Origin of the sequence: Enterobacter sp. S-33 (assembly GCF_028735835.1) — a bacterium.
Lineage (GTDB): Bacteria > Pseudomonadota > Gammaproteobacteria > Enterobacterales > Enterobacteriaceae > Enterobacter > Enterobacter vonholyi.
This window is the reverse complement of record NZ_CP117838.1, coordinates 476,050-490,718: the sequence shown is the minus strand read 5'-3', so window position 1 is coordinate 490,718 and position 14,669 is coordinate 476,050. Positions and strand designations below refer to the sequence as shown.

The following is a 14,669-nucleotide window of genomic DNA, read 5'->3' as shown; positions in this document are numbered from 1 at the left end:
ACGGACCGCTCTCTTTTGTAGGCCGGGTAAGCGCAGCGCCACCCGGCGTGGTTATTCGCTATGAACTATCACCAGTACTACCCTGTCGACATCGTCAACGGCCCCGGCACCCGCTGCACCCTGTTCGTTTCAGGCTGCGTCCACGAATGCCCCGGCTGCTACAACAAAAGCACCTGGCGCCTGAACTCCGGCATGCCGTTCACCGCGGAGATGGAAGATAAAATCATCAGCGACCTGAACGACACGCGCATCAAACGCCAGGGGGTTTCGCTCTCCGGCGGCGATCCGCTGCACCCGCAAAACGTGCCGGATATCCTGAAGCTGGTGAAGCGCATTCGTGCAGAGTGTGCGGGAAAAGATATCTGGGTCTGGACAGGCTACAGGCTGGATGAACTGAATACGCAGCAGATGGAAGTGGTGGATCTGATTAACGTGCTGGTCGACGGCAAGTTCGTGCAGGATTTAAAAGACCCGTCTTTGATCTGGCGCGGCAGCAGTAACCAGGTTGTACATCATTTGCGTTGATCAAAGGCGGATGTTATCCATCCGCCCTTACCTCAAAACCGACTCAAACTCTCCATCGCCACCGCCTTAAACCCGGCAAAATCTCCGCAGCTAGAAAGCCTCGACATCGCCCGCTCGCGCAGGAAGGTGACGAAGATATCGTAAATCGCCATCGCCTCTTCGTACTCGCTTTTGCTGATGGCGAGCAGGAAGATGACGTGCGCGGTTTCGTCGCCCCACTGAACGCCGTGCGGGGCGAGCACAGTGTAGACCACCGTTTTCTGCGCCAGCAGGCCGAGGGAGTGCGGGAGCGCAATGCCGTCGCCGAGCATGGTGCTGACGATGGCTTCACGCTCAACAACCGAATCCAGAAACTCCGCGCCGACAAAGCCTTCTGCTTCAAGCTGTTCACACAGCTCGCGGAACAGCGTCTGCTGATCGATTGGCTTGTCGATAATGCGGAAATGGGCCGCGTCGAAGTATTTATCCAGCATCCACGGCCGGGTACGGTCCACGAGCACCAGTTTGCCAATCTGTTCTAACTGATAGTCGGTCGGGAACGGGGCGATCGTTACTACCGGTTTCGACTTTTCGCTGACGCGTGCGGTGGCTATCACAAAGTCTTCGCCAATGGTTTCCGCAACCTCGTACTCGCGCAGGGTGAGCGTGCGCGTCACCTCAATCTGCGGATATTTACGCTGCAGCACCGCCTCAATCATGCGGACCATCGCGTTACCGGCGTCGCATACCAGCAGCACGCGCGGCTGGCGCTGGTAGCCGATGTTGTAGTGGCGCTCCAGCCCGACGCCAATGTGCAGCACCAGGAAGCCAATCTCGTTTTCGCTGATCGCATACGGCGTGTATTTGCCCCAGCTCGACACCGCCGCCAGCGTCATGTCCCACGCCATCGGGTAGTGCTGCTTGATGTTATCCAGCAGCGGATTGGGGATCATAATTTGATACCGCACGCGGGTGATCATGGTTTTGATGTGCGTGAGCAGATCCGCGTGCAACTGTTCGTCGCTGAGCAGGTTGTAGTTATAGTGGGTGTTGATGTAGCGCAGGATGTAGTTGACCAGCGCTTCGTCGTCGTCGGCGTTAATGGCGCTGGGCGCGATCTCCTGAATCTGCCGCGCCGCAATGTGCACGCACAGCCAGCTCTCCTCCGACGGCGAAAGCGCCTTGCCCGCCAGCTGCTGAATGGTGACGGCGATATCCTTAGCCGCCTCGCGCACGTTCTCTTCCACGTCTTCGGCGTGGAATTCCGGCAGCGGATAGCCCTCGCTGATGCGCCGTACCGACACCGCGCAGTACAGGCGCAGGAACAGCTCGCCTTCATCGGTCAGGCGAATGTGGTGACGCGTCAGGGCGTCGTGCAGCACCGGCACCATCTTCTCCGCCACGCCCGCATTTAGCGCCACGTCGGTCACCAGCGGGTTCAGGCTGTCCTGCTGCGCCAGCTCCCAGAGCAGATCGGTCAGGCACGCGCGGGTCGACATCTCGCTGCCAAACAGCTTCATGCCGTGGCGCGGACGCGTTTCCAGCGTCAGGTTATAGCGATGAAACCACTCGCGGACTTCGGCCATGTCGCTTTGCAGCGTCGCGCGGCTGATAAACCACTCGTCCGCCAGATCCTCCAGCTTAAGAGAAAATGCCGAGGTCAAAAAACGTACCACCAGATAATGCACGCGCTCCGGCCCGGTGCGGGGGATACGCAGCGCGCGCGGGTGGGAGGCCTGCAGCTGCTGATAGCGCTGGGCATCATCTATTTTGAGCTGATAGCCGTTGCCCCGGCTCAAGATAAACTGCGCGCCGTGGCTTGCCAGCAGCGCGTTCAGGGCGGTGATATCGGCACGGACGGTTCGCGTGGAAACCGACAGCCGCTGCGCCAGTTCGTCCTGCGGCAGCGTCTCGTTTTGCAACAGTTCGAAAAGTTGCGCTAAACGTTGGTTCGGAAATCGCACGTCGTTGTCCTCTTACGGCTTAAGGTGAAATGACCATCTGGGATGGGCTGCCGACCGGGGTATAGTCCGGTTCGAAGCTCAATTTCCCGTCCTGCGCCACGCGGAAACGGGTAATGTTGTCGCTGCGCTGGTTCATGACGTACAGCCAGCGTCCCTGTTTATCGAGCGTCAGGGTGCGGGGATAATCACCACGCGTCCACACGTCATCCTGATGCGTCAGCATGCCCTCCGCCGTTACGGTAAAGTGCCCGATGCTGTTATGCAAACGGTTAGCCACATACAGCTGTTTGCCGTCTGCGCTTAACGCCAGACCGGCAGCAAAGCTGGTGCCTTTGTAACCTTCAGGCAGGGCTGAAATTGTTTTGCCCTCTTTTAAGGTGCCGTTGGCGTTCACGGTATACCGGGTGAGCGTAGACGCCTCTTCGTTAATCAGCCACAGGGCATCGCCCTTTGGCGTAAAGACAAAGTGGCGCGGCCCGGCCCCTTTTGAGGAGGCGCTGATAAACGGCGGATCGTTCGGCGTCAGCTTTCCTGTCCGATCGTCAAAGCGGTACTGATAGATGCGATCCAGCCCAAGATCGGTCGAAAACACGTATTTCCCGCTCGGATCGGCGGCGATCATGTGCGCATGCGGGCCGTTATGATCGCTGATCGCGAAACTGCCCTGGACGGCAGCTTCCGGCTTCGCCGCGCCCGGTTCGCCTTGATCCTGACGTTTGTCCGTGGCTTCACCCAGGCTGCCGTCTGCGTTGACGGGTAAAATGGCAATCGATCCGCTGATGTAGTTCGCCACCAGAAGATGCTTGCCGTTCGGCGTCAGGGAGAGATACACCGGTCCCGCACCGCCGGAGGCCATCTGATTGAGCTCGCTCAGCTCACCGTTATCGCCGACGCGCAGCGCCTGCACCACGCCCTGCTCCACTTCACTTGCCAGATACAGCGTTTTGCCGTCTCGTGAAAGGGTCAGCTGCGCCGCATTCGGCAGTTTGCTCACCAGCGTTTTATCGTTCAGCGCGCCGGTTTGCGGGTTAACAGTAAAACGGTACAGCCCTTCACCGTTCGGATTATAGGTACCCACCCAGGCGTATTGCGTCTGGGCGACAGCGGCGGTGGCGAACATTGAGAGTGAAGCGACAAGCAGGGTACGGGTGTGCATGGTGGCTCCTTCAGGTATGTGCGGTTTAGTTTTGTTTTATTTAACCAGCTTCTTCGTCATCGCCAGCAGCGTACGCACGTCTTCCGGACGCGTATCGCCGCTGGCTTTGTCGATAATCGAGCTGTAGATATGCGGGATGATTTTGCTCACGCCCGCGTCGAGGGCGATCTGCAGGATCTCCTCATAGTTTTCCAGATCGATACCTCCGGTCGGCTCCAGCCAGAAGTCGTGGCGGGCGCAGGCTTCCGCTACCGCCTTGTACTCGTCACGGTACTTGAGGCCGCCCATCGGGAAGTATTTGATGGAGCTGCCGCCGAAATCTTTCAGCAGGGCAATCGCGGTATCAACCGGCACGATACCGTCCGACGCTTTGCTGCTCAGCGGGCCGGTGGAGATTTTTACCATGCCAACGGTGCCTGTCGGAGAGACCAGACCGTTGACCACGGACTCATTCTGCCCCAGCAGCGCGCGGCTGGTGGCCACGCCGGTAAAGACCTGGTTAACGTGCTGCGGCTGCACCTGGCGGGAGATTTCACTCACCATCGCCGACTGGTTCGGGTCGCCCGCGCCCAGCCCAACAGACAGCGCGTTATCAATCAGCTTCGCGTATTCGCGCATATCAGCAACAGCGCTCGCCACGTCCGGGTAATTTTTGGAGAGCACGCCCACCAGCACGTGACCTTCCGCCGCCTCGTAGATGGCGCTGGCGTTGGCTTTCGACCCTGCCAGCACGTTCAGACAGACGCGGTCACGGTAAAAGTTGGGGGTCAGTTTCATGCGTTTTTCTCCTGTCCTAATACTTCACTAATGCGGCGGTACACGATGTTCAGCTGGTCAGCGTTTACGCTGCGCACGTCCGCCTCAATAATCCCTTCGTTGGCCTTGTAGCCACGGAAGTAAATGGCGTACTCGCCCTGCTTGAGCTTCGCCACCAGATCGCCCGTGCCGACGCCGGTCGTGACTTCGTCAAACTTAATCTCGGTGCGGGCAATATCGCGTCCGGCGCTGTCCCAGACCACGCGCGCGGTCACACCGTTCAGGGTGTTGAGCGCCTCGATAAACGGCGTCATTTTCGCCACCATCTCGGCGCCGCTCTCTTTAGTGGCCGTCAGGTAGTGTTCGATGGCGCAGGTCAGGCCGAGAATGCCCTCTTTGCCGACCTTCATCGCGCGGCCAATGCCCGCCGTCTGGCGCTTAACCCACTCAACGTACCGGGTTTTGCCGATCACCAGACCGCTGGTTGGGCCTTCGATCGCCTTCGCGCCGCTGTAGATGACCAGGTCCGCGCCAGAACGGTAGTACGCGTGCAGGTCTTCTTCCGCCGCGGCATCCACGATGAGCGGCAAGTCGTGTTTACGTGCGACAACCGCCGCCTGCTCGACGCTGAGCATGCTTTTCTGCACGCAGTGGTGAGATTTGATGTACATGATCGCCGCCGTGCGCGGGGTAATCGCCGCCGCCAGCTGATCGGCGGAACATTCGTTGGCGTAGCCCGCTTCCACCAGCCTGCCGCCGCCCAACGCCACCATGGTGCCCACCGGCGCGCCAAAGTTCACGTTGTGCCCTTTCGGCAGGACGATTTCGTTGTTCTCAATCGGGGTGACGTGCAGGTTTTCCAGCAGCCAGTCGCTGTCTTTTACCAGCACCGCGGCCACGGACTGGGCAATGCCCGCCGACGCGCAGGAAACCACCGTCGCCCCTTCCACGTCCAGCAGCTTCGCGATGTAATCCCCGGTTTTGTTGACCAGATCCTTCATCTCGAAATAGTGATTCATGCCGTCCATCGCCGCCTGCACGACTTCCGGGCGCGGCGTGGAGACGCCGAGCGCCGTCATGCGGCCAGAGGTGTTGATCACCTGCTTTAAGTTGTACTTCTCATAAATCGAAGGCATGTTCCGTGCTCCCTTGTTCGGTCATGTAGCCCTTGCCCGCGCGGATCGCGGCAAGCGGCACCAGAATGTGTTCAGCCTGCAGGCTGTCGTTTTCGGCATCCGTCAGCACCGTTGGCTGGCGCTTGAGGGTAAATAGCGTCAGATCGGCGTCGAGACCCGGCTGAATGCGGCCCTTGCGCGTCAGGCGCAGGCCGTCGGCGGCGTTCGCCGTGACGCAGTCAATCACCTGCGGCAATGACATGCCGATGGCGAGAAACTTCGACATCACGCTTGCCAGCGAACCCACCGGGCCGTTGATGCGGTTGCGGCAGTAGATGTCCGAGCTGATGGTGTGCGGCAGGATGCCCATCGCGATGGCGCGTTTCGCCACCTCAAAGCTGAAGCTCGCCGTACCGTGCCCGACGTCCAGACGCACGCCGCGCTTCAGCGCAGACGTAATGGAGGCGCGCAGCTCGCCGGAGGGCGTCAGAATGCGGTTAGGCTTGCCGTTGTAGCAGTGGGTGATGATGTCGCCGGAGCTCAGCAGCTCGGCAATTTCGTCGAGGTTCGGCGGGTTGTTGCCAATGTGCACCATCAGCGGCAGATCGCCGTTCTCTTTCTGAATGGCTTTGGCACGCTCCAGCGGCGTGATGCCGTTTTCACCGACCACGCTGCTGCTCATGCGCGCCTTCAGGCCGACGATAAAATCAGGGTGGCGCGTCACCGCCTCTTTCACCGCGTCGGCGTCAATATTGGCCATGTTGGCCAGCTCGTTCTGGGCAATCAGCCCCACGCGGGAGATGTTCAGCAGGGCAAAGACCTCGGTGGAGGCCCTGCGGGTGATGTCATAGAAATCGTCCACATCGTCGGCCCCGGTACTGCCCGCGTCCACTACGGTGGTGACGCCGGTGGCAATGCCCACGCTGTCCGGCTCGTCGTGGTAAATCGGGGAATTCGGGTAGCAGTGTACGTGGGAGTCAATCCAGCCTGCGCTGACGAACACGTCACCGTTAAGATCAACCGTCTTGCGAGCGGGAGCGTCAATGTCGCCCGTCGCGGCAATCTTCCCGTCCTGAATCGCGATATCGGTCAGGGTATCGTCGGCGAGGCGCGCGCGGCGCAGGAGTAAATCAAACATGAGGATCTCCTGAAAAGGCGGGCGCCGGAGCGCCCGCGGGTATTAAAGGGCGACCGGGAACAGCCAGCCCAGAATCATCGCGCCGAGGATAGCGCCACCGGTAATCGGCTTCTGCCAGATGTAGAACAGCAGAGCCCCCACCAGCGAACCGACGCCGATTGGAATGGAGGCGGTCATGGCGCTGAGAATAATCAGCGGCCCGAGGAAGCGGCCGGAGGCGTTGCCAGCCCCCATCATCACGTCTGCGCCGTAGGTGGAGTTGCTCTGGTTGATAGTGAACTTACGCGCCAGGATGATGACGTAGCCAATCGCCAGGCCAATCACCAGCCCGGTGATCAGCGAAGCAATGAAGTTGGTCACCGGGAACATGATCCCCGCGCCCAGCAGCAGCGCCGGAACGCCAAGGCCCACGCCGGTCTGGATCGCGCCGCCGATGTCGAGAATACCAACCAGCGACCCTTCGATAATACGGGCGAACAGGAAGCTCGCGCCAAACGCCGCCACCGCGCCGTAAACGCCGGTATCAATGCCCGCTTTCAGCATCGCCACGAAGGCCACTTCGTTAAACGCGCCGATGCCGTAGAGGTAGTACATGTGCGTCCCGGCAAACACGCCGGAGGAGAGCAGGCCAACGAAGATCGGGAACGACCAGTCGGCATACCAAAAACCTTTATTCTGTTCCATTTAGAGGCTCCTGTTATTTACCGCTGAGCGAGTTGTGGATCATGTCGAGCCAGTTCGGCACGGTCAGATGGAAGGATTCAATCATCTTCATGTCGAAGCCGCGGAAGAAGCCGCTCAGCACGAAGAGCAGGACGATAGCCGCCATCATCACTTTGGTGACGTGGTTCCAGCCGCTCTCTTCTACGCCTTTACCGATCAGGATCCCCAGCACCAGGCCCGGTACGGCGTTCCCCATAATCAGCTGCGCCGCGCCGCCAAAAATGGTGGCCCAGAAGCCCGATTTTTTACCCGCGTCGATGGCCGCCAGCCAGAAGATCACCGGCATCACGGTGTTCACCAGCAGGTTTGCCGCAGGCACCAGCACCTTCACGGCGGTGACCTGAAGCGCTGCCGGCACGGAGGAGGCGGTAAGGTTAAGGAAGGTCACGACAATCATGCCGATCAGGCCGCAGGCAATCGCCATTTTGCGCGGGTCGTGCAGCGTTTCGCCGACGTTACGGTTTTTGATCATCAGTGCAGCAGCACCCCAGTTCGGGATGATGCGGTGGTCAACGTCCTGTGTGAAGGCACCTGCGGCCACGGAAGAGGCCCAGGCGTTAAAGAAGAAACCTAACCCAAAGGAGAAGTGGGACGCCGGATCCCCTTCACAGGAGTTCAGTTCCCCCAACGTACGAAACGCGCCCATACCCTGAGTGGTAGGCGCATGAAACATGCGTGCAGCCCCGGCTCCGACACCGACGCCAACCAGGCCGCCAATGATGAGCGATTTTATTAATATAATTAAGAACATCAGTCTGCCCTTTTATGAATAATCAGCGTTGCGTGACGAAATCCACCTGGTCAAGATTGATAGCGGTCACGTTGACGGTCACATCCAGCTCCACGCTGTAGGTGCGTCTTTCCCGGCGCAGAAAGAAGAACAGAAACGCTTCTTTACGCACCGCTTCTTGCGCCTGAACGACCTGCACATCCTGTGGCTCAATACGCAGTAAGATATGCGGTGAGGCTTTCATCACCGCGGCCTGAACGTGGTTGAGCGCGTCGGCAAAGGCGCGCGCTTTGGCGTCGCCTTTGCCCTTCACTCTTACCGTGGTTGTGAACTGTTCTTTCATGCTTATGCGCCGTATTTTTTCTGCCACGCCTGCACCAGACGCTCGCCCAGCTCTTCTTTATCCATAAAGCCAAAGCCCAGCACGTTGCAGCCTTCGTTGATGGCGGTCACGCCCTCTTCCACGGAACGCATGCCGTATTTGGCCTTGTAGCCGTATTTGGTCTGGGCGGTGATGGCACCCGCACCGCCGCTGCCGCAAAAGGAAATACCGAAGGTGGCGTTTTCTGCTTTCATCATGTCGCCGAGCTTCATGTCTGCCGCCATGCCCGGTACGACAACCGCGCGTCCACCTGCTTTTTCCACACCGGCTGCCACTTTCTGACCTTTACCCAGGCGATCGCCAATCACGACTGTAATCTGTTCCATGTGTTGCTCCTTAAAGGTTGTCTTTCGCGACTTCAAAGTGAACGGAGAGCAGCCAGGCTTCTTCATCAGGAAGGTTGCCAAACTGCGCGACCACTTCACGGGCGAGCCGCATTGAATCCGGTGAAATTTCGTCAAACAGCTCTGCTTCAACCTCCGGCAGCGGCTCGCCGGTCACGGACCGGTGCGCCATGGCGCGCACGTGGGAAGTGAGCATCTGCTCCTGTACCGCATTGGGGATGATGTTGTTCCGGGACAGCAGGGCATAAACCTGCTGCAGCATGGTGTTCGCGAGCTGTTCTGTTTGCTCCGCCTGTTCCCCAACGTCGTTCATTACCGCTCCGTTAATCACTGGTCTTACCCCGTTAATGGCTCTGGAATAAAACTAACGTTGGGGGGGAATTGTTTGTAGCGAGTTGTTTTCCACTTCGAAGTGGAAAGGCGAGCCGCGGCAGTGATCTGTGCCACATAAATGCGGTGAATCTGAATTAATGACGGTATTTGCGTGATGAATATCACGTATTCCAGCGGCAAAACGCGCGCCGGGGAAACGAAACGTTCAGGCGTGGTGACGCAAAAATGTGATGGCGATAGGGTTTACTTATTACCGCGTAAAAAAACGGGGGCCGCTGGCCCCCGCTGGTTGTTTGTCAGATGCGCGATCGGTTAACGGTATTTCTTGTGATACGTATTACGGGTCGTCACAAACTGCTCGGCTGCCGCCTGGGCTTCCTTCACTTTGCCTTCGTTAGCCAGCTTCAGCGCGCCGTCGATCTGGCCGACCAGCACGTCAAAGCCGTGGCGGTAGTCTTTCATCTCTGCGCTGTCTGCCGCTTTGCTTTCCAGCTTCGGAGGCGTCGCTTTCTGTGCGTCCAGCGCCGCTTCTCGCATTTTGGTCAGCGCGTCTTTCATTTCCGCCGCATTGTCGGTTTTCTGCACCACCTTCAGGTTTTGACCGAGGATGCCCATGTCGTCTTCAAGATCGGCAGCAAACGCAGAAGAGCCAAGAACCAGCGTTGAAGCCGCGACGATCGCTAACAGATGTTTACGCATTGCTCACTTCCTTTTTTATTATTAACAAAACGCTATCTCTATTGTCCGGCGATTTTCATTTCCGGGAGTAATACAGAACCACACTGTATATTGCTGCGTGTTTCAATATCGTTACCGACCGTAACGATATTGCGCCACATATCCTTCAGGTTGCCGGCGATAGTAATTTCGCTCACCGGATACTGGATTTCGCCGTTTTCCACCCAGAAGCCCGCCGCGCCGCGCGAGTAGTCTCCGGTGATGCCGCTTACGCCCTGACCCATCAGCTCGGTGACCACCAGACCGGTGCCCATCTCTTTCAGCATCTGCTCAAAGTTCAGGCCCTGTCCGGCAATACGCCAGTTGTGAATGCCGCCCGCGTGCCCGGTGCTTTTCAGCCCCAGCTTGCGCGCGGAGTAGTTGGTCAGCAGCCACTGGGTCAGAATGCCGTCTTTAACGATATCGCGACGTTCGGTGCGCACGCCTTCGCTGTCGAACGGCGTGGAGGCAAGCCCCTTCAGCAGATGCGGATGCTCTTCGATGGTCAGCCATTCCGGCAGGATCTGCTTGCCCAGCGAGTCGAGCAGGAAGGTCGACTTACGGTAAACGGAGCCGCCCGCGATAGCGCCCACCAGATGGCCAAACAGACCGGTCGCCACTTCGTTGGCAAAGATAACAGGCGCTTTCATGGTGGAGAGTTTACGCGGCGACAGGCGAGACAGCGTACGTTCGGCACACTCTTTACCCACCCACTCAGGAGACTGCAAATCCCCCAGCGCGCGGCCAATGGTGTAGGCGTAGTCACGCTCCATGTCACCGTTTTCTTCGGCGATGACGCAGCTGGAGAGCGAGTGGCGGGTAGAGCAGTAGCCCTGCAGCATGCCGTGGCTGTTGCCGAAGACTTTGATGCCGTAGTGGCTGTTGAAGCTGCCGCCTTCGGTATTGGTGATGCGCTTATCCGCCTGCAGGGAAGCCTGCTCCGCGCGCGCGGCCAGCTCGATCGCTTCGTCCGGGCTCACTTCCGCAGGGTGGAACAGATCGAGATCCGGCGCGTCAAACGCCAGCAGATCTTTATCCGCCACGCCGGCGTAAGGATCCGGCGAGGTGTAGCGGGCAATATCCAGCGCCGCCTGCACCGTACGGGCAATGGCATCCGGGCTGAGATCGGTGGATGACGCGCTGCCTTTGCGATTCTGGTGATACACCGTGATCCCAAGCGCGCCATCGCTGTTGAATTCTACATTCTCCACTTCACCATAGCGGGTACTCACGCTGATGCCGGTGGTTTTGCTGACCGCCACTTCGGCGCCATCTGATTTTTCTGAAGCAAGCATCAGCGCGGTGGAGACGGCTTCTTCAAGAATCTTACGCTGCGCTTCAACTTGTGAGGTTACTTTCATCGCAAATGCCATACTGTAAGAGAGAGTTATCTGAAGTCTAACAGAGAACCGTTTTTCAGTGCGCGTCTTAACTGGTAACATTAGCCTCTTTTTTTAAGGAGCCTGACATGACTAAGCAGCCCGAAGACTGGCTCGACGACGTTCCCGGTGATGACATCGAAGACGAAGATGATGAGATCATCTGGGTCAGTAAAAGTGAAATTAAACGTGACGCCGAAGAGTTAAAACAGCTTGGCGCGGAAATGGTAGAGCTGGGCAAAAACGCGCTGGACAAGATCCCGCTCGACCAGGATCTGCGCGATGCCATTGAACTGGCACAGAAAATCAAAAAAGAAGGCCGTCGTCGCCAGCTTCAGCTTATCGGGAAAATGCTGCGTCAGCGCGACGTCGATCCGATCCGCCAGGCGCTGGACAAGCTGAAAAACCGCCACAACCAGCAGGTTGCGCTGTTTCATAAGCTGGAGCAGATCCGCGATCGTCTGATTGAACAGGGTGATGATGCCGTGCCGGAAGTGCTGAACCTGTGGCCGGATGCCGACCGCCAGCAGCTGCGTTCCTTGATCCGCAACGCGAAGAAAGAGAAAGAAGGGAATAAGCCGCCGAAGTCCGCGCGCCTGATTTTCCAGTATCTGCGCGAGCTGTCTGAGAACGAAGAGTAATTCGTTCCCCTCACCCCTGTGGGGCGAGGGAGAAAAGAGCGTAGGCCCGGTAAGCGCGAGCGCCACCGGGCTTTTTTTTTACGCGTCGGCTGCCGCTTCCGCTTTCTTCGCCAGACCGTCCAGCAGCTTCTGATGGATCCCACCGAACCCGCCGTTGCTCATCACCAGAATATGGTCGCCGGGCTGAGCGGCTTTCACCACCATATCCGCGAGCGCATCCACATCCGCACTCCAGTGCGCAGGCTGAATGCAGGCGTCGGCTACTTCAGCCACCTGCCACGGAATATGCTGCGGCTGCAGCAGGAAGACTTCATCGGCACGCCCTAACGACGGCGCCAGATCGTCTTTGCAGATGCCCATCTTCATGGTATTCGAACGCGGTTCCAGCACCGCCAGAATGCGCGCGGTACCGCCGACCTTGCCACGCAGGGCGGCAAGCGTTGCCAGAATGGCCGTTGGGTGGTGCGCGAAATCGTCATACACGGTAACGCCGTGGGCTTCACCGCGCAGTTCCAGACGGCGGCGGGCATTGATAAACGAGCCCAGCGCGTTGGCTGCATCCGCAGGCAGAACGCCGACATGACGCGCCGCAGCAATGGCCATCAGGCCGTTGTGCATGTTGTGCTCGCCCACCAGGCCCCACTTCACCTCACCCACTTTTTCACCGTCGAGCAGCACTTCCCACTCGGAGGCATCGGCGTTGAGTTTCTTCGCCTGCCAGTGGCCCTGCTCGCCCACCAGCTCCTGCTCGCTCCAGCAGCCCATCGCCAGAGTCTGCTTCAGGTTGATATCGTTCTCCGGCAGGATGATGCGCCCCTGACCCGGAACAATGCGCACCAGATGGTGGAACTGTTTCTGAATCGCTTTCAGATCGTCAAAAATATCCGCGTGGTCGAACTCAAGATTGTTGAGGATCAGGGTGCGCGGGCAGTAATGCACGAACTTGGAGCGCTTGTCGAAGAACGCGCAGTCGTATTCATCGGCTTCGATCACGAAGAACGGGCTGTCACCCAGACGCGCAGAAACGTCGAAATTACCCGGTACGCCGCCGATCACGAAGCCCGGCTTATAGCCGCAGGCTTCGAGGATCCAGGTTGCCATGCCCGCGGTCGTGGTTTTACCATGAGTACCGGCAACGGCAACCACCCAGCGGTCGCGCAGGACGAAGTCATGCAGCCACTGCGGGCCGGACATGAACGGAATATTGCGTTCCAGTACCGCCTCGACGCACGGATTGCCGCGGGTCATCGCGTTACCAACGATCACCAGGTCCGGCTCGGGATCCAGCTGGCTGGCATCGTAGCCCTGAATTAAAGAGATGCCCTGTTTTTCCAGAAGTGTGCTCATTGGCGGATACACATTGGCGTCCGAACCTGTCACTTCATGGCCCAGCGAGCGCGCCAGCATTGCCAGTCCGCCCATGAAAGTGCCACAAATCCCCAATATATGAATGCGCATACGTCACTATCCTTCTTCAATGTGGCGCACATTTTACTCACATGTTAGCGGCTGTGAAACGCATTTCAGGTAAATCCGTATGTTGCTGGCGCGATTCACCTCTGCGCTACTATTTGAATATTTGTTAAGATTGTTGGGCTTTAGTCGTTTTAGTGAACATACAATCGCTCTACTCACAAAGATGCAGGGAAAGTGTTATGAAAACGTTAGGTGAATTTATTGTCGAAAAGCAGCACGAGTTCTCTCATGCTACCGGTGAACTCACTGCTTTGCTGTCGGCAATAAAGCTGGGCGCTAAGATCATCCACCGCGATATCAACAAGGCCGGTCTGGTCGATATCCTGGGTGCCAGCGGTGCCGAGAACGTTCAGGGCGAGGTTCAACAGAAACTCGATCTGTTCGCAAATGAAAAACTGAAAGCTGCACTGCGCGCGCGCGACATCGTTGCGGGTATCGCCTCTGAAGAAGAAGATGAAATTGTTGTTTTCGAAGGGTGTGAACACGCTAAATACGTTGTTCTGATGGATCCGCTCGACGGTTCCTCAAACATCGACGTTAACGTTTCTGTCGGTACCATTTTCTCCATCTATCGCCGCGTCACGCCTGTTGGCACGCCGGTGACCGAAGAAGATTTCCTGCAGCCTGGCATTAATCAGGTTGCTGCCGGTTACGTCGTTTATGGCTCCTCCACCATGCTGGTGTATACCACCGGATGTGGGGTTCACGCCTTTACGTACGATCCTTCACTGGGCGTTTTCTGCCTGAGCCAGGAACGCATGCGCTTCCCGGAAAAGGGCAACACCTACTCCATCAACGAAGGCAACTACATCCGATTCCCGAACGGCGTGAAGAAGTACATTAAATTCTGCCAGGAAGAAGATAAAGCGACCCAGCGCCCTTACACGTCCCGCTATATTGGCTCTCTGGTCGCTGATTTCCACCGTAACCTGCTGAAAGGCGGTATCTACCTCTACCCAAGCACCGCCAGCCATCCGGACGGGAAACTGCGTCTGCTGTACGAGTGCAACCCGATGGCATTCCTCGCCGAACAGGCGGGCGGCAAGGCGAGCGACGGTAAAGAGCGTATTCTGGATATCGTGCCGGAAAGTCTTCACCAGCGCCGTTCATTCTTCGTCGGCAACAACCACATGGTTGAAGACGTTGAACGTTTTATCCGTGAGTACCCGGACGCGTAATATCTCTCTTCAGGGGAGCCGTTCTGGCTCCCCTGTCATTTATATATTTTACCGTATAAGTGTTTATAAAAAACATGCTTTAATATTCACCAATGCTCCTGCATTATTTCCATAACAGTTTGACAGATATTTC

Annotated in this window: 16 protein-coding genes; 3 read left to right on the top strand and 13 right to left on the bottom strand. The window is 57.9% G+C overall.

What is annotated here, in order from left to right:
• The first annotated feature begins 60 nt into the window (after positions 1-60).
• Complete coding sequence (nrdG, locus tag PUP35_RS02300) at positions 61-525, top strand: anaerobic ribonucleoside-triphosphate reductase-activating protein (RefSeq protein ID WP_274241855.1); 465 nt, start codon at positions 61-63, stop codon at positions 523-525.
• Between the two features lie 32 nt (positions 526-557).
• On the opposite strand, the gene PUP35_RS02295 is transcribed toward nrdG, so the two are convergent.
• The 12 genes from PUP35_RS02295 to pmbA form a co-directional block, all read right to left on the bottom strand.
• Complete coding sequence (locus tag PUP35_RS02295; protein WP_274241854.1) at positions 558-2,468, bottom strand: BglG family transcription antiterminator; 1,911 nt, start codon at positions 2,466-2,468, stop codon at positions 558-560.
• A gap of 19 nt (positions 2,469-2,487) precedes the next feature.
• On the bottom strand, positions 2,488-3,624 hold the full coding sequence (locus tag PUP35_RS02290) for a lactonase family protein (RefSeq protein WP_274241853.1): 1,137 nt from the start codon (positions 3,622-3,624) through the stop codon (positions 2,488-2,490).
• Between the two features lie 36 nt (positions 3,625-3,660).
• On the bottom strand, positions 3,661-4,401 hold the full coding sequence (gene dagF / locus PUP35_RS02285; RefSeq protein ID WP_274241852.1) for a 2-dehydro-3-deoxy-phosphogluconate aldolase: 741 nt from the start codon (positions 4,399-4,401) through the stop codon (positions 3,661-3,663).
• Complete coding sequence (locus tag PUP35_RS02280) at positions 4,398-5,516, bottom strand: DgaE family pyridoxal phosphate-dependent ammonia lyase (RefSeq protein WP_274241851.1); 1,119 nt, start codon at positions 5,514-5,516, stop codon at positions 4,398-4,400. Before PUP35_RS02280 ends, dagF begins: the two co-directional genes overlap by 4 nt.
• A complete protein-coding gene (locus tag PUP35_RS02275) occupies positions 5,500-6,633 on the bottom strand; it encodes an amidohydrolase/deacetylase family metallohydrolase (RefSeq protein WP_274241850.1) in 1,134 nt (377 codons plus the stop codon). Before PUP35_RS02275 ends, PUP35_RS02280 begins: the two co-directional genes overlap by 17 nt.
• A 42-nt stretch (positions 6,634-6,675) precedes the next feature.
• A complete protein-coding gene (locus tag PUP35_RS02270) occupies positions 6,676-7,317 on the bottom strand; it encodes a DUF4310 family protein (RefSeq protein ID WP_003856081.1) in 642 nt (213 codons plus the stop codon).
• 13 nt (positions 7,318-7,330) lie between these two features.
• Positions 7,331-8,107 carry a DUF4311 domain-containing protein gene (locus PUP35_RS02265; RefSeq protein WP_024907277.1) on the bottom strand — a complete coding sequence of 259 codons (777 nt, stop codon included), beginning with the start codon at positions 8,105-8,107 and terminating at the stop codon, positions 7,331-7,333.
• Positions 8,108-8,129: 22 nt separating this feature from the next.
• A complete protein-coding gene (locus PUP35_RS02260) occupies positions 8,130-8,429 on the bottom strand; it encodes a DUF4312 family protein (RefSeq protein WP_006810338.1) in 300 nt (99 codons plus the stop codon).
• Positions 8,430-8,431: 2 nt separating this feature from the next.
• The gene (locus tag PUP35_RS02255) at positions 8,432-8,794 is read right to left on the bottom strand and encodes an SFCGS family glycine-rich protein (RefSeq protein WP_010427372.1); all 363 of its coding nucleotides are present in this window, start codon (positions 8,792-8,794) and stop codon (positions 8,432-8,434) included.
• A 10-nt stretch (positions 8,795-8,804) separates the two neighbouring features.
• A complete protein-coding gene (locus tag PUP35_RS02250) occupies positions 8,805-9,143 on the bottom strand; it encodes a glycine dehydrogenase (protein ID WP_115876605.1) in 339 nt (112 codons plus the stop codon).
• Between the two features lie 314 nt (positions 9,144-9,457).
• Complete coding sequence (cybC, locus tag PUP35_RS02245) at positions 9,458-9,844, bottom strand: cytochrome b562 (RefSeq protein ID WP_008501412.1); 387 nt, start codon at positions 9,842-9,844, stop codon at positions 9,458-9,460.
• Between the two features lie 38 nt (positions 9,845-9,882).
• Entirely contained in the window at positions 9,883-11,235 is a 1,353-nt protein-coding gene (gene pmbA, locus PUP35_RS02240; RefSeq protein ID WP_047652092.1) for a metalloprotease PmbA, read from the bottom strand.
• 95 nt (positions 11,236-11,330) lie between these two features.
• Between pmbA and yjgA the strand changes: the two genes are divergently transcribed.
• Positions 11,331-11,882 carry a ribosome biogenesis factor YjgA gene (yjgA, locus tag PUP35_RS02235; protein WP_008501414.1) on the top strand — a complete coding sequence of 184 codons (552 nt, stop codon included), beginning with the start codon at positions 11,331-11,333 and terminating at the stop codon, positions 11,880-11,882.
• Between the two features lie 78 nt (positions 11,883-11,960).
• Here the strand turns inward: yjgA and mpl are convergent, their stop codons facing one another.
• Entirely contained in the window at positions 11,961-13,340 is a 1,380-nt protein-coding gene (mpl, locus tag PUP35_RS02230; protein ID WP_111965364.1) for a UDP-N-acetylmuramate:L-alanyl-gamma-D-glutamyl-meso-diaminopimelate ligase, read from the bottom strand.
• A gap of 197 nt (positions 13,341-13,537) precedes the next feature.
• On the opposite strand from mpl, the gene fbp reads away from it, so the two are divergent.
• Entirely contained in the window at positions 13,538-14,536 is a 999-nt protein-coding gene (gene fbp / locus PUP35_RS02225; RefSeq protein WP_023310178.1) for a class 1 fructose-bisphosphatase, read from the top strand.
• Positions 14,537-14,669 lie beyond the last annotated feature (133 nt).

Bases quoted from the DNA above. Each gene is read 5' to 3' on its own strand.
- nrdG (WP_274241855.1), top strand. From the start codon at position 61: ATGAACTATCACCAGTACTACCCTGTCGACATCGTCAACGGCCCCGGC.
- PUP35_RS02290 (WP_274241853.1), bottom strand. From the start codon at position 3,624: ATGCACACCCGTACCCTGCTTGTCGCTTCACTCTCAATGTTCGCCACC.
- dagF (WP_274241852.1), bottom strand. From the start codon at position 4,401: ATGAAACTGACCCCCAACTTTTACCGTGACCGCGTCTGTCTGAACGTG.
- PUP35_RS02280 (WP_274241851.1), bottom strand. From the start codon at position 5,516: ATGCCTTCGATTTATGAGAAGTACAACTTAAAGCAGGTGATCAACACC.
- PUP35_RS02275 (WP_274241850.1), bottom strand. From the start codon at position 6,633: ATGTTTGATTTACTCCTGCGCCGCGCGCGCCTCGCCGACGATACCCTG.
- PUP35_RS02270 (WP_003856081.1), bottom strand. From the start codon at position 7,317: ATGGAACAGAATAAAGGTTTTTGGTATGCCGACTGGTCGTTCCCGATC.
- PUP35_RS02265 (WP_024907277.1), bottom strand. From the start codon at position 8,107: ATGTTCTTAATTATATTAATAAAATCGCTCATCATTGGCGGCCTGGTT.
- PUP35_RS02260 (WP_006810338.1), bottom strand. From the start codon at position 8,429: ATGAAAGAACAGTTCACAACCACGGTAAGAGTGAAGGGCAAAGGCGAC.
- PUP35_RS02255 (WP_010427372.1), bottom strand. From the start codon at position 8,794: ATGGAACAGATTACAGTCGTGATTGGCGATCGCCTGGGTAAAGGTCAG.
- cybC (WP_008501412.1), bottom strand. From the start codon at position 9,844: ATGCGTAAACATCTGTTAGCGATCGTCGCGGCTTCAACGCTGGTTCTT.
- pmbA (WP_047652092.1), bottom strand. From the start codon at position 11,235: ATGGCATTTGCGATGAAAGTAACCTCACAAGTTGAAGCGCAGCGTAAG.
- yjgA (WP_008501414.1), top strand. From the start codon at position 11,331: ATGACTAAGCAGCCCGAAGACTGGCTCGACGACGTTCCCGGTGATGAC.
- mpl (WP_111965364.1), bottom strand. From the start codon at position 13,340: ATGCGCATTCATATATTGGGGATTTGTGGCACTTTCATGGGCGGACTG.
- fbp (WP_023310178.1), top strand. From the start codon at position 13,538: ATGAAAACGTTAGGTGAATTTATTGTCGAAAAGCAGCACGAGTTCTCT.